General features: G+C 38.0%; 16 protein-coding genes. 8 read left to right on the top strand and 8 right to left on the bottom strand.

Annotated elements, in window-relative coordinates:
* Nucleotides 1–475 precede the first annotated feature (475 nt).
* Both rpsT and acnA read right to left on the bottom strand, forming a co-directional pair.
* On the bottom strand, nucleotides 476–742 hold the full coding sequence (rpsT, locus tag ACFIK0_RS00200; protein WP_273790272.1) for a 30S ribosomal protein S20: 267 nt from the start codon (nucleotides 740–742) through the stop codon (nucleotides 476–478).
* Nucleotides 743–980: 238 nt separating this feature from the next.
* The gene (acnA, locus tag ACFIK0_RS00205; protein WP_375663313.1) at nucleotides 981–3,668 is read right to left on the bottom strand and encodes an aconitate hydratase AcnA; all 2,688 of its coding nucleotides are present in this window, start codon (nucleotides 3,666–3,668) and stop codon (nucleotides 981–983) included.
* Between the two features lie 297 nt (nucleotides 3,669–3,965).
* Here acnA and ccmA point away from each other — a divergent pair, with 297 nt between their 5' ends.
* From ccmA to ACFIK0_RS00225, 4 genes are all read left to right on the top strand, one after another.
* Entirely contained in the window at nucleotides 3,966–4,577 is a 612-nt protein-coding gene (gene ccmA / locus ACFIK0_RS00210) for a heme ABC exporter ATP-binding protein CcmA (RefSeq protein WP_273790270.1), read from the top strand.
* Between the two features lie 11 nt (nucleotides 4,578–4,588).
* On the top strand, nucleotides 4,589–5,254 hold the full coding sequence (gene ccmB, locus ACFIK0_RS00215; protein ID WP_375630511.1) for a heme exporter protein CcmB: 666 nt from the start codon (nucleotides 4,589–4,591) through the stop codon (nucleotides 5,252–5,254).
* A gap of 46 nt (nucleotides 5,255–5,300) precedes the next feature.
* A complete protein-coding gene (locus tag ACFIK0_RS00220; protein ID WP_375663314.1) occupies nucleotides 5,301–6,080 on the top strand; it encodes a heme ABC transporter permease in 780 nt (259 codons plus the stop codon).
* 191 nt (nucleotides 6,081–6,271) lie between these two features.
* Nucleotides 6,272–6,886 carry a DsbE family thiol:disulfide interchange protein gene (locus ACFIK0_RS00225; protein ID WP_375637349.1) on the top strand — a complete coding sequence of 205 codons (615 nt, stop codon included), beginning with the start codon at nucleotides 6,272–6,274 and terminating at the stop codon, nucleotides 6,884–6,886.
* A gap of 848 nt (nucleotides 6,887–7,734) precedes the next feature.
* Here ACFIK0_RS00225 and ACFIK0_RS00230 read toward each other — a convergent pair.
* The 3 genes from ACFIK0_RS00230 to ACFIK0_RS00240 are packed head-to-tail and all read right to left on the bottom strand — an operon-like array spanning nucleotide 7,735 to nucleotide 10,919.
* Nucleotides 7,735–8,736, bottom strand: a complete 1,002-nt coding sequence (locus tag ACFIK0_RS00230) for an Hsp33 family molecular chaperone (RefSeq protein ID WP_375663315.1) — start codon at nucleotides 8,734–8,736, stop codon at nucleotides 7,735–7,737.
* A gap of 36 nt (nucleotides 8,737–8,772) precedes the next feature.
* Complete coding sequence (gene argF, locus ACFIK0_RS00235; protein WP_375630517.1) at nucleotides 8,773–9,708, bottom strand: ornithine carbamoyltransferase; 936 nt, start codon at nucleotides 9,706–9,708, stop codon at nucleotides 8,773–8,775.
* A complete protein-coding gene (locus ACFIK0_RS00240) occupies nucleotides 9,705–10,919 on the bottom strand; it encodes an aspartate aminotransferase family protein (RefSeq protein ID WP_273790265.1) in 1,215 nt (404 codons plus the stop codon). Before ACFIK0_RS00240 ends, argF begins: the two co-directional genes overlap by 4 nt.
* A 486-nt stretch (nucleotides 10,920–11,405) precedes the next feature.
* On the opposite strand from ACFIK0_RS00240, the gene ACFIK0_RS00245 reads away from it, so the two are divergent.
* The gene (locus ACFIK0_RS00245; RefSeq protein ID WP_375642988.1) at nucleotides 11,406–11,942 is read left to right on the top strand and encodes a GcrA family cell cycle regulator; all 537 of its coding nucleotides are present in this window, start codon (nucleotides 11,406–11,408) and stop codon (nucleotides 11,940–11,942) included.
* A gap of 913 nt (nucleotides 11,943–12,855) precedes the next feature.
* On the opposite strand, the gene ACFIK0_RS00250 is transcribed toward ACFIK0_RS00245, so the two are convergent.
* Together ACFIK0_RS00250 and ACFIK0_RS00255 are read right to left on the bottom strand one after the other, a co-directional pair.
* Nucleotides 12,856–13,446 (bottom strand): Smr/MutS family protein, encoded by a 591-nt coding sequence (locus ACFIK0_RS00250; protein ID WP_375657964.1) that lies wholly within the window; start codon nucleotides 13,444–13,446, stop codon nucleotides 12,856–12,858.
* 52 nt (nucleotides 13,447–13,498) lie between these two features.
* A complete protein-coding gene (locus ACFIK0_RS00255; protein ID WP_273790262.1) occupies nucleotides 13,499–14,191 on the bottom strand; it encodes a Tim44/TimA family putative adaptor protein in 693 nt (230 codons plus the stop codon).
* 174 nt (nucleotides 14,192–14,365) lie between these two features.
* Between ACFIK0_RS00255 and ACFIK0_RS00260 the strand changes: the two genes are divergently transcribed.
* Together ACFIK0_RS00260 and secB are read left to right on the top strand one after the other, a co-directional pair.
* Nucleotides 14,366–14,860 (top strand): FxsA family protein, encoded by a 495-nt coding sequence (locus ACFIK0_RS00260; RefSeq protein WP_375659778.1) that lies wholly within the window; start codon nucleotides 14,366–14,368, stop codon nucleotides 14,858–14,860.
* A 143-nt stretch (nucleotides 14,861–15,003) separates the two neighbouring features.
* Nucleotides 15,004–15,480 (top strand): protein-export chaperone SecB, encoded by a 477-nt coding sequence (gene secB / locus ACFIK0_RS00265; protein WP_375630527.1) that lies wholly within the window; start codon nucleotides 15,004–15,006, stop codon nucleotides 15,478–15,480.
* A 67-nt stretch (nucleotides 15,481–15,547) separates the two neighbouring features.
* Here the strand turns inward: secB and ACFIK0_RS00270 are convergent, their stop codons facing one another.
* Nucleotides 15,548–17,848 (bottom strand): NADP-dependent malic enzyme, encoded by a 2,301-nt coding sequence (locus ACFIK0_RS00270; protein WP_375637207.1) that lies wholly within the window; start codon nucleotides 17,846–17,848, stop codon nucleotides 15,548–15,550.
* Nucleotides 17,849–18,043: 195 nt separating this feature from the next.
* On the opposite strand from ACFIK0_RS00270, the gene mutS reads away from it, so the two are divergent.
* Entirely contained in the window at nucleotides 18,044–20,788 is a 2,745-nt protein-coding gene (gene mutS / locus ACFIK0_RS00275) for a DNA mismatch repair protein MutS (RefSeq protein ID WP_375642991.1), read from the top strand.
* Nucleotides 20,789–21,299: the final 511 nt, after the last annotated feature.

Below are 21,299 nucleotides of genomic sequence, written 5' to 3' on the forward strand. Positions count from 1 at the left end.
AACCTCTCCAACACAAAAGTTTAGAAAAGCCTAAATCAAAACATCTTGTATTCAACAAAGTACAGAATAATACGCTGATGTGACCCCTTCATGCTTTTTAGTCTTCATAAGAACCATACAAAACAGCAGAGGTAAAATGCAAGAGGTCAAAATAAAATCAAAAAACCCCAAAAAAATGCTTATATTAATGAGGACTGAAAAAAATATTGATTCAATTCATTTTTTTTCTCTAAATTTACCAATAATTAAAGAATCTCTTCAGATTTAAAAAAAAAAATAAAATGCTTGACAAAAAAGACTCTGTAAAAATCCACAAAGCTTGTGGATAACCATACCCCCCTCTATAAACTTTCTCTCCTTTTTCAAGTGGAGAATCATTATCGATTCTTATTTTCAATAGAAACTTTTTGAAAATAAACAAAAAGCCAGCATCCTCATGGATACTGGCTTTTTTCTCAATTAAAGGAGAAAAAGTTTAAACGCTGAGAGCCTTCAACCGTTTAGCTAAACGCGATACTTTCCTCGCAGCAGCATTTTTATGAAAAACCCCTTTAGAAACTGCACGCATAATTTCAGGCTCAAAATTCTTAAATGCAATCTCCGCAGATGCCTTATCGCCACCCGCCAAAGCATCATCAAACTTACGTATAAAAGTACGAACGCGTGAACGGCGGGCCTTATTAACCTGTGTGCGCGCCGCAACCTTGCGCACCGCTTTTCGAGCAGAAGGTGTATTCGCCATAAATATAATCTCTCTTTCAACACCTTGGTAAAATGAGTCTCAATAACAACTCTACCAATATAAATAAATCCAACCCAAGCAAAACTATAAAGCTGCCTATAACTTGTGTGGTTTATAACGCAATCCCAAAGCTAACGTCAATTAGATTTTCAAAGATAGTCATAAAAAAACGAAGCTAAACTCTTTGATCCGCAACTTTATAGCCTAATAATAGATATTCCTTAACAAACAAAAGAATCTAAACAGCTAACTTACGCAAGACATATTGCAAAATTCCACCATGATGCAAATAATCTAGCTCATCTTCAGTATCAACACGGCATAATAATGGAACGGTTTTTACCGTACCATCAGAAAAAGTAATTTTCGCTACAGTCTTTTGACGAGGTTTCAAGTTATGAATCCCTTCAATTGTCACCTTTTCATCTCCCTTTAAGCCTAAAGATTTCCAACTTAGCCCCTCCTCAAAGACAAAAGGGACAATGCCCATACCAACAAGATTAGAGCGATGTATCCTTTCAAAAGATTGCACAATCACCGCTTTGACACCAAGAAGATTGGTCCCCTTGGCAGCCCAATCGCGTGATGATCCATTACCATATTCAACACCTGCAAAAACAACGAGCGGAATACCTTCTTGTTTATACGCCATTGCTGCATCGTAAATGGTTTGTTCTACCGCTGACGGATAATGAACCGTATAACCTCCTTCTCGACCATTTTCCCCTAACATAAAATTACGAATGCGAATATTGGCAAAGGTCCCACGCACCATAACTTCATGATTCCCACGACGCGTTCCATACTGGTTAAAATCAGCTACTTTAACACCATGATCCATTAAATATTTTCCGGCAGGAGAAGCTGCTTTAATAGAACCAGCAGGAGAAATATGATCCGTCGTGATTTTATCACCAAATAAACCTAAAATCCGTGCATCTCTAATATCTGGTAAGATATCAGGTGTTTTCTGCATATCATCGAAATAAGGTGGATTGCGTACATAGGTGGATCGCTCATCCCAAGAATAGGTAGAACCCGTAGGAATCTGAACTTTTTGCCAATTTTCATCTCCCTTAAAAACATCTGCATACTTTTCGGCAAAAACCTTACGCGTGACATTTTTTTCGATAAACTCCTGTATTTCTTGAGAAGTTGGCCAAATATCTCTCAAATAAATGGGGTGGCCATTTGAATCTTCACCAAGAGGCTCCTTGGTTAAATCCTTACACACCGTCCCGATGAGCGCATGTACAACAACTAACGGTGGTGAAGCTAAATAATTCGCTTGCACATCAGGGGAAACACGCCCTTCAAAATTACGATTTCCTGAAAGAACCGCAGATGCAATTATACCATTGTCATTAATCGTTTTGGAAATAGCTGGATGCAAAGGACCAGAATTCCCAATACATGTTGTGCACCCAAATCCTACTAAGTTAAATCCCAGTGCATCTAAATCTTTTTGCAGACCCGAATTTTGAAGGTAAGCTTCAACGACTTGTGAACCAGGTGCAAGAGAAGTTTTTACCCATGGTTTACTCTTGAGCCCCTTTGCCACAGCATTTCGTGCCAAAAGACCCGCTGCAATAAGAACACTTGGATTCGATGTATTCGTACACGACGTAATCGCAGCGATCACCACATCACCGTGACCAAGCGTATATTCTTCACCCTCGACCTGATAACGCTTATCTTGTCCAGAAGTCTTCTTATAGTCTTCGACCAATGCCTTCTCAAAACCCTGCCCAACGTTTTCCAATGCAATACGTCCTTCAGGACGTTTAGGACCAGCCATAGAAGAGACAACAGTTCCCATATCTAATTCAATTGTATCACTAAAAATGGGATGAGCTACCATTTCATCATGCCACATCCCTTGTGCTTTGGTGTAAGCCTCCACTAAGGCAATCCGATTTTCATCACGCCCTGTCATATTGAGATAACGCACTGTCTCCTTATCAATTGGGAAAAAACCACACGTTGCTCCATATTCAGGTGCCATATTTCCAATCGTTGCCCGATCAGCAAGTGTCATATGCTCCAAACCAGGACCAAAAAACTCAACAAATTTACCGACAACACCCTTCCGACGTAGCATTTGAGTCACCGTCAATACGAGATCGGTGGCTGTTACACCTTCCTTAAGTTTACCTGTTAGACGAAAACCAATCACTTCAGGTAACAACATAGAAACAGGTTGGCCTAACATTGCTGCTTCTGCTTCAATACCACCAACACCCCAACCTAAAACCCCTAAACCATTTACCATAGTCGTATGCGAATCAGTTCCCACACAGGTGTCAGGATAAATCGTCTCACACCCCTCTTCATTCTTCATCCATACACATTGTGCTAAATATTCTAGGTTAACCTGATGACAAATCCCTGTTCCTGGAGGAACAACACGAAAATTTTGAAAGGCTTGCTGCCCCCATTTAAGGAAACGATAGCGTTCACCATTGCGTTCATATTCATGCTCGACGTTTTCCTTAAAAGCCATGGAAGTGCCAAACGCATCAACAATAACTGAGTGATCAATGATGAGATCAACGGGAATGAGAGGATTGATTTTTTCAGCGCTACCACCAAGTTTAACCATAGCATCACGCATTGCAGAAAGATCAACAACTGCTGGAACACCTGTAAAATCCTGCATAAGAACACGCGCAGGACGGTAAGCAATTTCTGCCCCAGCACTCCCTTTGTCGTTTAACCACTTAGCAACATTGAGGATATCCTCTTTTTTAACTGTGCGACCATCTTCAAATCGCAATAAATTTTCGAGAATAACTTTCATCGAAAACGGTAAACGAGAAACACCTTCAAGTCCGTTCTTCTCCGCTTCGATCAAACTATAATAAATATATTCTTTGCCACCAACATTTAATACTCTGCGACAATTAAAGCTATCAATTTGAGTCATGACTGTCCACCCTCAATACTATAACCACCCAATTTCCAGGAATGAACAACACAAACTACGAGTCAAGGTCGCAGCTTGAGCGCAGACGCAATTACCTCCGCTATCCATTTCCCCTCCACCCTCTCATAGGCAAATGCGGAAATCAGCGCCAGAAACCATTTTACACCAGATATTGATGTAAGGTATCCTTTATAGAACTATTTCTAGAACTATTCTAGGTACAATTGCATAAAAAATGTGTTTTTTATTCTATAATACAATAAAGAATATGAAAATAAAAACAAAATAGGCAATCACATGGTGTTATCAGGCAAAGATTTAGCCGCTTACAGAAACGAAGAAATTCTGTTTAAAGGTCTTTCTTTTTGTTTATTTTCACAGCAACTTATGACAATCACCGGTCCTAATGGTATCGGAAAGTCTACATTACTCCGAATCATTGTCGGTCTTCTTGAAGCTGCTGAAGGTCATATAATACTTAAAGACCATGATCAAATATACCCTGTTGCAACTGCCTGTCATTATCTTGGTCCTCAAAATGCTATGAAACCTCTTTTATCTGTCATTGATAATTTGCAATTTTGGGCAGATTTTTACGGTCAACATTTACGTTTTGCGCATGAAGCTCTTGCCGATATTGGTCTTTCTAACCTTGAACATTTACCCTTTAACGCTCTGTCAACTGGACAACAAAGACGCGTAGCTATTGCTCGCCTTTTGCTCTCCTATCGTCCTCTTTGGATTTTAGATGAACCAATATCTGGGCTTGATAACCATGCTCAAAAACTCCTTGCTCGTATTTTCCAGCGTCATCTCAATCAAGGTGGTATGATTATCGCTGCAACTCATAATTCCATAGGCATTCCAGAAAACCATAAAATCGCTCTGGAAAAATTTTTACCTCTCTAGGAGAGAATAAAATGAAAGCACTGTTCTGGCGTGATCTTAAACTATTATTAGTGCTACAAGCCTCTTCACTAACAGGATTATTGTTTTTTATCGCTGTTGTTGTCATAACCCCCTTTGCCATTGGGCCAGACCCCAAAATTCTTGCACAAATAGGACCAGGTATATTGTGGTTTGGAGCCCTTCTTGCAGGGCTTCTCAATCTGAACAAACTTTTCCAAATCGATCGCGATGATGGTAATCTCGACCAATTTATCCTTTCAGGACAAAGACAAAGTTTTACTCTAATTGTCTTTACCAAATGTTTTGCCCATTGGGTAGGAACGATGCTTCCTCTTATTTTTGCCACACCTATTTTAGCCCTCATGCTCCATTTAGATGTAACAATAACTTTTACAACAATACTCACCCTTTTATGCGGAACACCAGCTATTATTTTTATTGGTGCTATAGGTGCTGCACTCGCAACCTCATTGTTGCACAGTACTTTGCTTATTTTTATCATTATCTTGCCGTGGATCATTCCAATTATGATTTTTGGTGTTTCGGCTGCTACAGCCCCAATAAACCCAAATACCTCTTTTCTCACTTCCCTAGCTCTTCTCAGTGCTTTTTCACTTCTTTTGAGTCTCTTTAGCTCTTTTGTTGCTGCAATAACGCTTAAACTTTTATCAGAATAATAAAAGATGATTGCCGCATAGCAAAACTCTGCCTATTATGAATTTTATGAATGAACTATCTCGTACATATAAAATCAGGTCACTCCCTGCAAGTTTCACCCTTTTCATGAAAATAAGCAGTATCGTCTTACCTTGGTTGGCCGGCATAACATTGTGTTTCCTTATCTTAGGGCTTATGCTGGTGATGCATTCTCCTGATGACTATCAACAAGGCATTACTGTTAAGATTATGTACCTTCATGTTCCCTTTGCGTGGTTGTCTACATTCTGTTATGTAACGATGAGTGCAGCGGCATTAGGAAATCTGATTTGGAAATATCATCTTGCTGACGTGGCACTTAAATGTGGAGCGCCTATTGGGGCAATTTTTACCGCCTTGGCTCTCATGACAGGAGCGCTTTGGGGGCGACCTACATGGGGAACATGGTGGGTCTGGGATGCACGGTTAACATCAGTTTTAATTCTGCTTTTTATCTATCTCTCCATTATCCTGCTTGGGCGTGCTTTTGACAACCAAGTAAAAGCCGCTCGTGCGACTGCAATTCTTACACTTGTTGGATTTGTTAATATCCCTGTTATTAAATTTTCCGTTAATTGGTGGAATACATTGCATCAACCAGCATCATTGTTACGTGCTGGAGGATCAACAATCGACAATGCTATGTTATGGCCCCTTATAGCAATGCTCTTTTGTTTTATCTTTATGTTTATTGTGCTTTATTTGATGGCTATGCGAAATGAAATCAATAGTCATTATATCCGAATACTTCAGATTAAAAAATCCCGTCGTGCACAACAACAGGACGCTTCATCATGCTCGACCTAAATGGCATCCACAGCGGACTTTTAGGAAATCTATCTCAGAAAATTGATTTTTTCCTTAGCACCCTTAAACACGAGCAAATTGTTGTTTTAAGCTATGTGCTTTCTGCAATATCTCTCTTATGTCTTATTGGATATATTCTTTGCAAAGCTCTATACCAAAAAAAAATTCTCCAACAACTAAACAAAAAAGAGCTGTCACAAAAAGAAAAGTATAATGAAAAACATCCCTCCAAACTTAAAAAAAATATATCTTTGCCTGTTCTACTTGTTTTTTTTGGACCATTTGTTCTTTTTCTTCTTCTCATGGTGTTTTTTTTCAACTTTATGGATAAAAAACACCTTCAAGATTCTTCTCTTCTCGCAAACGCATTGGCTGAAAAACCTGCTCCCAATATTCATCTTCCTCTTCTTGATAAAGAAAGTTATCTCAATTCAAAACAGTTTAAAGGACGTGTCACATTGGTCAATTTTTGGGGCTCTTGGTGTCTGCCCTGTCGCGAAGAACATCCTATTCTTATGCAAATTGCACAAGATAAACGTTTTGATCTGATTGGTATTAATTATAAAGATAATAAAACAAATGCCCTGCGTTTTTTAAACAGTTTTGGTAATCCTTTTAAATTTATTGGCTTTGATGTTTCAGGATATACAGCCATTGATTGGGGAATATATGGCCCCCCAGAAACCTTTCTCTTGAATAAAGAGAGCATCATTATTGCCAAACATGTTGGTCCCTTAACGTGGCAAATTTATCAAAAAAAAATTCTACCAAAAATTGAACAAGCGATTATGACAGAAGAAAAATAAAATAATGCAGGTTTGTAAAAACATAACGTTTTATCATGCTATGTATGCTATTTTATTTATACGGACCCGCATTCTTCTTAGAAAAATTTTACAAGAGCATTACCATTGTTGATTCAAAAACATGTGTAAAGAAATATCTGTTTGGGAGCTTTATTTTTGATTACTTGGACAAAAACAATATTGCTGTAGAACCATCGTTAGATTAGTGACAGCAACCAACTATTATTTTCAAAGTCATATAGTATTTTGTCTTCGCATTTTTATCTAAAATGCACATTGTTATGAGGGGACTTCACCACTATTCTCATCTTTTTTATAAAATAACAAACCCGTTCCTTCGCAGCGTCATTGTTATATTTATTCCCATTACACTATCTGTTCGTAATAGACTCTATAAAGTCCATATTGAGTCTATACATTCTTATTCTATCGATAATTTCTCTTATGATTATAACTAATGAGCTTTTTTGACTCTTAATAAGATAAATTCGAGTAAGAAAATATGACTACAATCAAAAAGTCTCATTTAACAGAGAAGATAAGTTATGAATACATAATCAATCTATCAATGAACATTATAAAAGAATTCATTGTAAGAAATAAACTTTTGAGATGTAAAAAGTATAAAAGAAGCTTTTTCGAGAGGAGAAAATATATTTTACAGAGAACTCTTTTTTAAGCACTCTATAACGTAATTACTGATCTCAACAGAAAAATCACTCGTATACATTAAAAAACTCTAAGACAAAAAATATTCTAGAAGTTCATATGAGCTTATGCGCAAACTTTTATGACGCAAATAAAATAGGCTTTTGTTGCAATCATCATTTTTTATGAAAAATATTTGATTATGTTTTTTCTTCTAAAAATTCTTGCGGTGTAAAACAATATGTTTTTGAGCAAAATTCACATGTGACTGAAATATATTTATTTTTAACCATTTTATTGCGTTCATCAATAGAAAAGCCTTCTAGGATTCCTTTAATTTTTTCGTGTGAACAAGAACATTGATCGACAAGAGAAAAAGGATTAAAAACTCTAACACCTTGTTCATGAAAAAGACGGAACAAGAGCTGTTTACTACCGACTTGGGGATCTGTTAATTCTGAACTTTCAATCGTTTCCGTGAGTATTTTAGATTCCTGCCATTGGTTATCCAATTGGGCATGAGTTTTCGTTTCTTCTCGCTTTTGATGAGGGGCATCTATTTTATGATGAGACGATTCTTGGGGTAAAAGTTGGATCAAAATACCTCCAGCTCGCCAGCTTTTCTGCGGTTTTCCTTGTTGGTCACGATTAATTAATATAGCAACAGCCAGACGGATATCGGTAGGAATTTGTTCTGATTGATCAAAATAAATACGAGAAGCTTCTTGTAAATTTGATCCATCTAATGCAACTATCCCTTGATAGGGTTGCATATGGGGACCTTGATCAATTGTGAAGGCTAAAGTGCCTTTTCCTAAAAGCGTTTCTGAAGAGGTTTGACCATTGTCTATGGCTTGTTTCAGCTGTTCTTTATCAAAACGAGCGTATCCACGTAAACTGGAAGGAGGCGAAAAATCGCACACCAACATATTAACCGGTCCATCGGAATGGGTTTGTAGAATAAATTTTCCCGTAAGTTTTAGAGAAGTTCCAAGCAGAACCGTTAAAAGTAAAGCTTCTGCCAGAAGATAAGAAACCGGTTCAGGGTATTGATGTCTGTTAAGAATAGAATTTAAAGTTTCCCCAAGTTGTACGGCACGTCCACGGATATCAAGTTCTTCAACTTGAAAGGGAATAACACTATCATCTTCATGCAAGAAGTTGTTGTTGGGAGAGGCTTCATCTTTAGCTTGTTCACTCATAGCTTTGCCTTTTTTATATAATTTGTTGTAGGGAGGCTATTGTGGAGAGAAAAACGCATCTTGTAAACACCAAGAAAGAATTGCTTTTTGAACATGAAGACGATTTTCAGCCTCATCGAAAACAACGGAGTGCGGTCCATCAATCACAGAATCAACAACTTCTTCACCGCGATGAGCAGGAAGACAATGCATAAAAAGAGCATCAGATTTTGCTAATTTCATGAGAGATTCATTGACTTGATAAGGCTGAAAAGTAGAACGACTGCGAGCACGAAATTCTTGTCCCATGGAGACCCATGTATCGGTCATAATACAATCAGCATCTTGAGCTGCTTTTTGGGGATTATGGGTTAGTGTAAGATGTGCTCCTCGTTCACGTGCCCAATGGATAAATTTTTCCTGTGGCTCACTGCCCTTTGGAGTAGCAATACGCAAATGAAAATCAAAAAGAGCTGCAGCTTCAATTAAGGAATGGAGTACATTATTACCATCCCCCATCCACGCAAATATTTTACCAGAAATAGGCCCCCGATGCTCCTCATAGGTTAATATATCTGCTAGAATTTGGCAAGGATGTGTATCATCTGTAAGGGCATTAATGACAGGAATTTGTGCATATTGTGCCAATTCGAGCATACGTTGATGTTTTGTTGTTCGTAATATCACGATATCCACAAAACGAGATAAAACACGAGCCGTATCAGCTATAGTTTCACTGTGACCAAGCTGCATTTCTGAACCCGTGAGCATGATTGTATCTCCGCCAAGCTGGCGCATACTGATATCGAATGAAATACGGGTTCGTGTGGATGGTTTTTCAAAAATCATCGCAAGTGTTTTACCTATAAAAGGTTTTGAACCTTTTCCTGCTTTAAAAGATGCTTTAAGGATCTTCGCATAATCGATCAGTGCGCGTGCTATTGCTGGCGTTAAAATGGATAAGTCCGTGAAATGACGAAGAGCATTTGTCATGTGTGTGATATTTGTCTTTCTTTGTTTACTTGCGAAAGATAAGCTATTGCTTTTTCAATACGATGCAAACTTTCATCTATTTCTTCTTCCCTAATGATAAGAGGAGGCAATAAGCGCACAACATTGTTGTTGGCAGCAACACTTAAGAGATGTTCATTTTCTAAAGCATTAACGACAAGATTTGAAGACACAACACATTGAATACCCAACATTAGCCCCATCCCCGGAACTGCGCGGATAATATCAGGATAGATATTGAGAATATGCAAAAGTCCACTTTTTAGTTTATCCCCCATGCGCTGAACATGGTTGAGAAAACTTGGCTCTAACAAAATATCAAGAACACTATTTCCTACAGCCATTCCAAGAAGATTTCCTCCAAAGGTTGAACCATGTGTCCCAAGTGTCATGCTTTTTGCAACTTTATCCGTTGCAAGGCAAGCGCCTAATGGAAATCCCCCTCCTAATCCTTTTGCGAGGGTAAGAATATCAGGTGTGACATCACTCCATTCATAAGCAAAAAGCTTTCCTGTTCGTCCTATACCCGTTTGGACTTCATCTAAAATCAATAATAGACCATTATCATCGCATATTTTGCGCAAAAATCTTAAATATTCATGAGGGACCGTTCGTATTCCTCCTTCTCCTTGAATAGGTTCAATAAGAATAGCGGCGGTATTTTTATTAATAGCATTACACAAAGCGATTTCATCACAAAAAGGTACTTGAATAAATCCACCAGCTTTAGGTCCAAAGCCTTCAAGATATTTTTCATGCCCAGTCGCAGCAAGTGCTGCAAGTGTACGTCCATGAAATGCCCCTTCAAAAGTAATTATTTCAATGCGTTCTGAATGACCAGCAGCATAGTAATAATGACGTGCCGTTTTGAATGCGCACTCCAATGCTTCAGTACCTGAATTGCAGAAAAAAACCTTATCCGCAAAACTATTTGCACAAAGCCGCGTGGCAAGAGATGCTTGTTCAGGAGATTGAAAAATATTAGAAACATGCCAAAGTTTTTCAGCTTGTATTTTGAGCGTATCAACCAATTTTGGATGTGAATACCCTAATGCATTAACAGCAATGCCAGATGTGAAATCAAGATAATGTTCTCCTTTATCGGAAATAAGCCATACACCATGCCCCTGTTCAAAATGCAAATTTCGTCGTGCGAAGCATTCATAAAGTGGTTGTATAGAGACAGCATCCATCATAATTCCCTTTATATTTTAACCTTTTCAATATATATACAAAGCAACACTACAAATAAAACAGCATGGTACATTTCGTTACGGTGCTTTCAACATTTCATTACGATTAGTGATTACACCTATAGAATAGATCATTACACCAATTGAAAAAAAGTCAATGAAGGTTCTACAAATAAGCATTTTGGGGAAAAGCCTTAAACAAAAGTGAAAGTTTAACCTATGATTGATTTGCAAGTTGGGGAAAACATTCTAAATAAACTCTTCAAGAGGTAAAGACTCTTGTCATAGAGTGAGTGCATATTGTAATTTACAATATAATAAGCAAGATGATGTGTTTTGATTTGTAAGTCCACAGGCTGGATGATTTTCTTATGCTTGTTTAGAGTGTAAAGTTCTTTCATTCAGCGTAATGAAAACATTATTTAAACATTTGAAGATGCAACGGGGGAGAGCATCTTAGTGACGTAATCGGAATGGAGTGCTGGTATGGGTTGGACATGTGAACGCGTTGAGCTTCTTAAAAAGCTTTGGAGTGAAGGGTTAAGTGCAAGTCAAATTGCTGCTCAATTAGGTGGGGTCAGCAGAAATGCAGTCATCGGCAAAGTACATCGATTAAAGTTACCAGGACGTGGTAAGACAGCTCAAGGAAGCACGCGTGCGCAAAAAACTCCCGTGGGAAGCAGCAGCCCATCATCTCCACGTGTGCGTCGCAACACATCCACGGTATCGCCAGTAAACACATCATCTGTAAGTATTGAAGAAACAGCTTTAAAGACAGAATTTGTAGTGGAAGATGTAAAAGAAGTTGATATGTCCACAAAATCCAATGTAGTGGTGCCTATATCACGTCAACTTAATCTTCTACAATTGAGTGAAAATACATGTAGATGGCCGGTTGGCGATCCATTATCAGCAGATTTTCATTTTTGTGGTGCAGATTCTGATGAAAGTAGCCCCTATTGTGCCTTTCATGCTAAGCTAGCATTTCAACCAATATCTGAAAGACGTCGGATAAGAGTGTAATATCCTCAATTGAATCTCGTATTTTACGTCTTCTGCGCTTCGTTATTAAATTTTAATTATCGAATTATTATGAGAACGAAATTTGATGGAGCTTTTAATGAATGAAAAAATTTCTTCATGAAATTATTCAACGAAACTGTATCTTTTGATGCTACTGCGCAGCTATGTGTTGTAAAGTTATATTCTTGTTTATTTTCACGATTCTCTTTAATTTAGTTGTACTGCTGTTAACACTATCCATAGCAATGTCTTTTGAATAATACAGTTCTCAATTTCTCATGTTTTTATTCTTCGTGTATTTAATAGAGTAATGCTGTGGTTTATAAAAATAATTTATCGCTTTGCAACCTGAATGAGATCCATCTATATCTCTCTCATTTTAAGTCCTCTTATATTGAATCGATCAAAATCTTTCGTTTGGGCGTCACGCGCGAGATGAGAACTGCGGAGAGTAAAAACACTTACAGAAAAGCATGCCTCTGTATAAACGCTTTAAAATACCAAGGACTTAAAGGGTTGTTGCAACATTGGGAGATGGTAAAGTGTATGATGATGCCAGCTTACTCTTTTACTAAGCATAAAGATAGGGGGGGTGCTTCATGGATTTATCATTATACTCTTCACGGATACTGTCGCAAAATAAGCTTGAGAGCGTTGAAAGATGTTTCTTTAAAACAAGCCTGTGGATATATTCAATTCAATGTCGTTCTGTTTTGTGTGAGGGATGTGCCCCGTTAACGAATGCTATAAACAAAAGCGTGAAGCAATACGTAGAATGTAAAATAATATCTTTATAATTCTTTATAAAAAATTATAACGAAGGGAATATTGTATTCAAGGCTCTTACGAAATATACGAAAACAATAAATTATAAGTATAAATAAATATTAAACCTGAAACGACCATAATGACATCACATTCCTTCTCCCGACATAAAACGGCGCAACCAAACATAAAGCGCACCTTCTCCGCCATGCTGACGTGCTGCTTGCTCAAACGCGTGGACATAATATCGAAAAGCTGGTGTTGATAACCAATACGGAACAAATCTATACAAAGCTCCATCACTCCCAACGGATCGTCCTTTTCCTGTAATCACAAGGACATAACGCAATCCTCTCTGCTGAGAGGATTGTAGAAATTTTTTTAAGAAAAAATAAGCTTCTTCCTGCATATAACCATGAAGATCAAGACGCGCCTCAAGAGGATAACGACCTTGGGAAATTTTACGATATGCAACATGATCGAAGAAATGAATCTTTTGTGCTTGTGTAACTGCCCTCTTTTCTCTTTTAATAATTGTCGAGGGTTGTTGATTTTCCTGAGACAATGAGGAGATTTGAGTTACAGGTTGATTTTTATCATTAATATTTGCAATAATTTCTGAAGTAGAAGAGAGCATCTTACCGTGAAGCGGTGTTATCGTACGACACACCATCTCCCATAAAAGGCGATCTTGTGAAGCCAATAAATCTCTTTTTTGTCTCCATTTACTTGAGGACATTTTAATTTCTCATAAATCATTGAATGCTTATGGAAGAAAAACAAAAAGTATTTTAATTTTCATTTTCTGTAGCAAAAAGCTTCCAGTTGGGATCTGACGATAAACTATTGCGAACAAAAGTCCAAATATCTCTGATTTCTACAATAGCATCAGGATCACCGTCTATACGCTCGCCCTGTTCATTATAAGTAACAGAAATCATCTCACTGACAATACGTATCGTTAAAAGTTCATCCTTTTCTTGTATTGCCGCCGCAATAAATTCGATCTTATTAATTCCAACAAAAGTGAATTCTATTCTTTCTTTATTTTTTTCTCGTTGCTCAATAGCCGTACAAAAACTCTCAAAAACATCCTGACAAAGCAAGCTTTTAAGCTGATTGCGATCACCTTTGGCAAAAGCTGTTACAATCATTTCATAAGCAATTTGCGCACCTTTTATAAAAAGTTGAGGAGAAAAATGAGAATCAATTCTATGCAATTCCCGCAAATTTTTATTCAAAAGACTCCCCTCCGGTGAAATTTTATCAATTTCACTAAAGTCGTCTTTTTGTGAATTTTTCTGATGAGGGAACGAAACAATATTATCAGCCGTTTCTGCTTCAACCTGTTTTTTAGAACGACGTGAATAAGGATCAAAGGGTGGCTTTTCAAACCCAATTCGTTTCCCTAATACATTACGGAGTTGCACAAAAATAACAACCATAACAACAAGAGCTATGACAAGTATAACGTCAAATTCCATAGGCGCTGTCAATCTCCAAAGCTTAAGTCTCTAATAAACATTGCAGTCAATACCATTTATCAATAAATATGTAAAATAAGGAATCTTATCATTCAAATATTTTTATAGATTTTGTATTTAAACGGAGTGCTCTTAAGAATTTCTCCCCCTACTCATCCAGAAGGAAATTTTCATGTGATAAAACTTTATTCTATAAATCCTCGTTTTTTTGTTGTTATCTTTCTTTGCATTCTTTTAATCGAGATTGCTGGTTTTATCTTTGTTGGTCAAGAAATTGGTATTTTGGCAACTTTGATTTTGGTTATTCTCACAACCATAGTTGGGGTTGTTTTATTGCGAATTCAAGGGATTAGCCTTTTAAAAAATATACAAACTGAACTTGTCCAAGGACGCACATTAGAGAATAATATTATTAATGATGCTTTCATCATCTTTAGTGCAATTTTACTTATTCTTCCCGGCTTTGTAAGTGATTTCTTGGGAATATTACTTCTTATTAAACCAATTCGCTCTGTTGCTTGGCATTTCTTTATATCATTAAAAAACAAAATGAATCCCAATACTAAAAGAAAAAATGACTCTGAAAAAATAATTGATCTTAAAGCAGAAGATTACACAATTCATGATACGACAGAATCTCCATGGCGCAAAAATGATGATAACCATTGAAATGCCTAAAAAATCTGCAACAAACTAAAAAAATATTCAAGATAAAGAGCGCATTTCTTGCAACCTTTTGCAAGGCGTGATAACCAATCTGGTCTTTAGATCTAAAATAAATTATACATATTATAATAAGAGAGGTTCGTCGTATGGCCGAAGGTGAAATGAATAACAGTGGTGGAGAGCCGGTTTTTGCTGTATTAACTCAATATTTAAAAGATTTATCATTCGAAAATCCAGGTGCTCCTCGTTCATTGCGTGCACGTGAAAAATCACCACAAATTGATATCAATATTAACGTCAATGCTAACCCAATTGGTGATGACAATTATGATGTCGTTTTGTCTCTCTCCGTCAAAGCCAATGATGAAACTGAAACCTTATTTCATGTAGAATTGATTTACGGTGGTGTTTTTCACCTTAAAAACATTCCACAAGAACATGTTATGCCTCTGGTCTTTATTGAATGTCCCCGTCTTTTATTTCCATTTGCTCGCCAAATTATATCTGATGCTACTCAAAACGGTGGCTTTCCACCTTTGTGGATTGATCCTATTGATTTTGCAGCACTCTTCCAAAAGCGTCTTTCTGAAGAACAAAAAGACAGTCAAATACAGCCCTCTTAAAAAGTTTATTCTTTTGTTATTAAAAAGCCCCTTGATATATTCTTGGTATAGTAGGGGCTTTTTTCCTTTAGACGACTTTTGCGGCATGATAAGCCGCAAGCATTGCAATATTGACAACATCTGTATCGCTTCCACTAAATGGTACAATTTGGACAGATTTTTCCAATCCAATTAAAATAGGACCAATGATGGTTGCTTCACCAAGTTCTTGTAACATTTTGCTTGCAATGGAAGACGCGTGATATCCAGGCATAACCAAAATGTTAGCGGGCTCCGTTAATCCCATAAATGGATATTGCTGCATCAATTTGGAATTGAGTGCCACATCAGCACTCATTTCTCCATCAAACTCAAAGTCAACTTTGCGTTCATGCAAAATATTAATCGCATCCTGAATTTGCTGCGTCGTCTGCCCTTTCATATAAGCAAATGTAGAAAATGCTAAAAATGCTACCCGTGGTTGATATCCAAATCCTCGCACAAATGAAGCTGCTTGTTCCGCTATATCCGCAAGTTCTTCAGCATTAGGATTTTCATAAACGGCTGTATCCGTAATAAACACAATTCGTCCACGGCAAATAGCCATTGAAATACCAATCAATCGTTCTTTTGGTTTTTCATCAATTGCACGACGTATATCGATTAACGCTGTTTCATAATTGCGTGTCACCCCTGTAACCATTGCATCAGCATCTCCTAGTGCCACCATACACGCAGCAAAATAATTGCGATCATTATTGATACGATGATGACAATCACGCAACAGCCAGCCTTGACGCTGCATCTTTTTATAAAGATAATTCGCATAAGCATCTGTACGGCAAGAAAGCTTAGCATTCATAATAGAAATACCTTCACGCTCCAGATCAATTCCAGCGATAACAGCCGCTTCTCTTACTTGCTCTTCACGACCAACCAAAATCGCTTGTCCTAATTTTTGATGGACATAGGAAACGGCTGCCCGCATAACTTGCTCTTCTTCACCTTCTGCAAAGACAATTTGTTTTGGCGCTTGACGAACATGGTTATAAACCCCACGCATCATCGAGGAAGTAGGATCACGTCTCGCATTCAAATCGCGCTCATAGGCCTCTAAATCATCTATGTTCTTTTGCGCAACACCGCTTTCCATTGCTGCTTTTGCTACCGCTATTGAAACAACCGTAAATAAACGCGGATCAAAAGGAACAGGGATGATATAATTAGGACCAAATTTTAATCGCTTTCCATGATAAGCTTCCGCAACGCTGTCAGGCACTTCTTCATGCGCTAAATTAGCAAGAGCCTTTGCCGCAGCAATCTTCATGTCTTCATTAATAACTCTTGCACGCACATCAAGCGCACCACGAAATATATAAGGAAAACAGAGAACATTATTAATCTGATTTGGATAATCGGAACGTCCTGTTGCGACAATGGCATCATGACGCACTTGCATAACCTCTTCCGGCGTAATTTCTGGATCGGGATTAGCCATAGCAAAAATGATCGGCTGGGGTGCCATGGATCTTACCATTTCAGGAGTAAGAGCACCTTTAGCAGAAACCCCAAAAAATATATCTGCACCTTCCATTGCTTCCATAAGCGTACGTTTATCTGTTTGAATAGCATGCGCAGATTTCCACTGATTCATTCCCTCTTTGCGGCCTTCATAGACCACACCCTTTGTATCACATAATATGATATTTTCGGAACGAAAGCCCATCGCTTTAATCAGTTCAATACAAGCAATTCCTGCAGAACCAGCACCATTACAGACTAACCGCGTATTTTGCATATCGCGCCCTGTTAAAGTCAAAGCGTTGAGAACACCAGCAGCAACAATAATTGCTGTACCATGTTGATCGTCGTGAAAAACAGGTATATTCATTACCTCGCGTAGGCGGCTTTCAATCATAAAGCACTCTGGCGCCTTAATGTCTTCAAGATTAATTCCACCAAAAGAAGGTTCTAAATGGCGCACCAAATTGATAAAACTTTCTGTATCGTTTATATCAATTTCTAAATCAATGGAATCAATATCCGCAAAACGCTTAAACAGCACTGCTTTTCCTTCCATGACCGGCTTAGAAGCAAGTGCACCTAAATTGCCTAACCCTAAAATAGCTGTACCATTTGAAATAACAGCAACAAGATTGCCTTTTGCTGTATAATCATAAGCTAGCGCTGGATTTTGAGCAATTGCCTTAACTGGAACGGCAACACCTGGTGAATAAGCAAGTGCTAAATCATGCTGTGTTGCCATAGACTTTGTTGCAACAATCTCAAGCTTTCCTGGTCGACCACGACTATGAAAATCTAGAGCTTCTCTTTCGCTCGCACTGTAAACAGTTTGAGATATTTTCTGATCTTGCTCGCTCTTTTTCATCTCACTTTATTTTCTCCAAAAACAGTGTAAATTTTGCTTGATAATGCGTATAGTCATTAAATCTGATTCATATATTAGAAATCGCTATTCTTGCCTTAGCAAATCTGATGATGCGTTGCAATTTAGAGATAAATAGATATTGAAGTAAATAAAAAAGAGTAAAAACTTCACTTAAAGGAAACAGGCCTCGTACAAATGGATAAAAAAAACAATCATAAAAATAATTTAATTCCACAGCCTGCCTCCTCATCTGCTTCCTCTCAAGAACGTCTTACACCTATGATGGAGCAGTACATAGAAATCAAAGCCGTCCATCATGATTCCCTTCTCTTTTACCGAATGGGGGATTTTTATGAATTATTTTTTAATGATGCGATTGAAGCTGCTCAGGCTTTAGGAATCACACTCACAGCACGCGGAAAACATTTAGGACAAGATATTCCTATGTGCGGTGTTCCCGTTCATGCTGCTGATGATTATTTACAAAAACTGATTGCTTGTGGTTACCGAGTTGCTGTTTGTGAACAAATAGAAGATCCTGCTGAAGCAAAAAAACGTGGCTCAAAATCTGTTGTTCGGCGTGATGTTGTTCGCCTTGTAACACCTGGAACGATAACAGAAGAAAAGCTCCTTGATCCAACACGTGCAAATTATTTGATGACACTTTCCCGTATAAAAACTAGCGATGGAGAGGAATTTGCTCTTTCTTGGATTGATATCTCAACAGGCATATTTCGTGTAACAGAAAGCCGCCAAGAAAAACTTTTAGCAGATATTATGCGTGTTGATCCACAAGAAATCATTGTTGCTGATTCATTTTTTCATGATAAATCTCACAAGTCACTTTTTAGTGTTCTTGATCGTATCGTTTCACCTCAACCTGCTTGTCTCTTTGATGCACTCACCGCTGAACGCGATATTTGCAATTATTTTAAACTCTCAACTCTTGAAGGCGTTGCCGATTATTCACGTTCCGAACTCTCTGCAATTGTAGCTGCTATTCGTTATATCGAAAAAACACAAATCACGCATCGCCCTCCCCTCATGCAGCCTGAGCGCCAAAATGAAAGTGCGACTCTTTTTATTGATGCCGCAACCAGATTAAGCCTTGAACTTATTCGTACGACATCAGGTCAATGGGATGGAAGTTTATTAAAAGCTATTGATCGCACTGTAACAGGAGGAGGATCACGCCTTCTTATTGACCGCCTTATTGCTCCCCTCACCACTCCTTCGGCTATTGATACGCGTTTGGATTCTATCGATTTTTTTCTACGTAATCCTTCTCTTGCAGAAGCGATAAAGCTTATTTTAAAGGGGGGACCAGATATGCCCCGCGCCGTTTCACGTTTGGCTCTTGGACGAGGAGGTCCCCGTGATATGGCGACAATCCAGCGCGGCTTTGAAATCATTCGTGAATTGCATCAACTTCTTGATAATGAGCTTCTGCCTCAAGAAATAAGTGATGTACAACAGGTGTTCTCAAACTTACCCACAGCGTTATACTTTCATTTAGAACAGGCATTAGCTGATGATCTCCCACTCCTTAAACGTGATGGTGGTTTTATTCGTTCTAATTATCATAAAGAGCTCGATGAAATGCGTGCTTTACGTGATGAATCTCGCCGTGTCATTGCTGAACTTCAAGCGCAATATGCCCACGAAACAGATATTAAGACGCTTAAAATAAAGCATAATAATATTCTAGGTTATTTCATTGAAGTAACCAGCACACAAGCATCTTCCCTTACAAATAATCCACAAGCTAAAGCGCGTTTTATTCATCGGCAAACAATGGCAAACGCTATGCGTTTTACGACAACAGAGCTCGCTGACCTTGAAAGCCGTATTGCCCATGCTGCCAATCACGCATTGACACTTGAACTAGAGATTTTTGATATTCTCGTTCAGGAAATTACCGAACAAGTTGATTTTATTCGTAAAGCCTCTGAAGCACTTGCTATTTTAGATGTCTCTGTCGCTTTAGCATATCTTGCTGAAGAACAAGGATATTGCCGCCCTAAAATTGATCTTTCACTTACCTTTCATATTACAGCAGGACGCCATCCTGTCGTCGAGCAAGCACTCCGCAAACAAGCAGCAGAACCTTTTATTGCCAATAATTGTGATCTCTCTGTGCAAGAAAATCAGCAATATGCAGCAATCTGGCTGTTGACAGGGCCTAATATGGGAGGAAAATCAACTTTTTTGCGGCAAAATGCTCTTATTGCTATTATGGCGCAAATGGGGTCCTTCGTTCCAGCAACTTCAGCACATATTGGTGTCGTTGATCGCCTATTTAGTCGCGTTGGGGCTTCCGATGATCTTGCACGGGGGCGCTCAACCTTTATGATGGAAATGGTTGAAACAGCAACGATTCTCAATCATGCTAGCCACCATTCCCTTGTTATTCTTGATGAAATAGGACGTGGAACATCAACCTTTGATGGACTTTCTATTGCTTGGGCTGCTGTTGAATATCTCCATGAAGTTAACCATTGTCGTGCTATTCTTGCTACCCATTTTCATGAAATGACTGCACTTACCGAAAAACTTGACAGACTGCATAATGTAACCATGAAAGTCAAAAATTGGGATGGTGATGTAGTTTTTCTTCATGAGGTCACACCAGGAGCCGCTGACCGTTCCTATGGTGTACAAGTCGCAAAGCTTGCTGGACTTCCCCCAGCCGTTATTACACGAGCAACAGATGTACTCCATCAATTAGAACAAGGCGAAATGGCTGGAAAAGGACATAAACTCATTGATGATTTACCACTCTTTTCTCTTAAAGCAACATCTCCCGTCAATGAAGCAAAAAACAAACATTGTATACTTCACGAAGCTTTAAAAAATATTCATCCCGATGAACTCTCTCCTAAACAAGCTTTAGAAGCAATTTACCACCTCAAACAGCTTGAAAAGAGTAACCCTTTATAGAAAACAGATGTTATTTTTTATTAAAAAACCTTCTTAATAGGAGATAACGTAACCATTTTTGATATACCACAGCATAAACAGTTATTTATCATATTCCCATCGCTTTTCTACATAATATATTTTGTAAGTATAATTGCCTATAGAAGCAAAACCATATGCATTATATTTCATATTCCCTTAGATTAATATTGGCTCTTATACAAAAAATTGGTCAAGATCGACTATTTTTACAAGATAGTCGTTTTTTGTAAAGATTGTCATGAAATCTCCTCCACCTTGCAAATACGCCATATTTAGTGAATTATGCTTTTTCACGATCGATATTATTGTTATCATAGCAACATTTCTAGTTTAAAGCTGTTGGTGTTGGGATACCATCCCATTTTGCATAATAAATTCATGGATAATGGGTCTCGTATTTTCTTCACATTTTAAGCTATAAAGAGCTCTTTTACTGTTTTCATATGGAACATATAATCAGATATATCACAGCAGCATTTTATTTTCCTAA

The sequence above is a fragment of the Bartonella sp. CL63NXGY genome (genome assembly GCF_042194905.1).
Lineage (GTDB): Bacteria > Pseudomonadota > Alphaproteobacteria > Rhizobiales > Rhizobiaceae > Bartonella.

Excerpts from the sequence above, each read along its gene's own strand:
- rpsT (WP_273790272.1), bottom strand. The coding sequence starts at position 742 with ATGGCGAATACACCTTCTGCTCGAAAAGCGGTGCGCAAGGTTGCGGCG.
- acnA (WP_375663313.1), bottom strand. The coding sequence starts at position 3,668 with ATGACTCAAATTGATAGCTTTAATTGTCGCAGAGTATTAAATGTTGGT.
- ccmA (WP_273790270.1), top strand. The coding sequence starts at position 3,966 with ATGGTGTTATCAGGCAAAGATTTAGCCGCTTACAGAAACGAAGAAATT.
- ccmB (WP_375630511.1), top strand. The coding sequence starts at position 4,589 with ATGAAAGCACTGTTCTGGCGTGATCTTAAACTATTATTAGTGCTACAA.
- ACFIK0_RS00220 (WP_375663314.1), top strand. The coding sequence starts at position 5,301 with ATGAATGAACTATCTCGTACATATAAAATCAGGTCACTCCCTGCAAGT.
- ACFIK0_RS00230 (WP_375663315.1), bottom strand. The coding sequence starts at position 8,736 with ATGAGTGAACAAGCTAAAGATGAAGCCTCTCCCAACAACAACTTCTTG.
- argF (WP_375630517.1), bottom strand. The coding sequence starts at position 9,708 with ATGACAAATGCTCTTCGTCATTTCACGGACTTATCCATTTTAACGCCA.
- ACFIK0_RS00240 (WP_273790265.1), bottom strand. The coding sequence starts at position 10,919 with ATGGATGCTGTCTCTATACAACCACTTTATGAATGCTTCGCACGACGA.
- ACFIK0_RS00245 (WP_375642988.1), top strand. The coding sequence starts at position 11,406 with ATGGGTTGGACATGTGAACGCGTTGAGCTTCTTAAAAAGCTTTGGAGT.
- ACFIK0_RS00250 (WP_375657964.1), bottom strand. The coding sequence starts at position 13,446 with ATGTCCTCAAGTAAATGGAGACAAAAAAGAGATTTATTGGCTTCACAA.
- ACFIK0_RS00255 (WP_273790262.1), bottom strand. The coding sequence starts at position 14,191 with ATGGAATTTGACGTTATACTTGTCATAGCTCTTGTTGTTATGGTTGTT.
- secB (WP_375630527.1), top strand. The coding sequence starts at position 15,004 with ATGGCCGAAGGTGAAATGAATAACAGTGGTGGAGAGCCGGTTTTTGCT.
- ACFIK0_RS00270 (WP_375637207.1), bottom strand. The coding sequence starts at position 17,848 with ATGAAAAAGAGCGAGCAAGATCAGAAAATATCTCAAACTGTTTACAGT.
- mutS (WP_375642991.1), top strand. The coding sequence starts at position 18,044 with ATGGATAAAAAAAACAATCATAAAAATAATTTAATTCCACAGCCTGCC.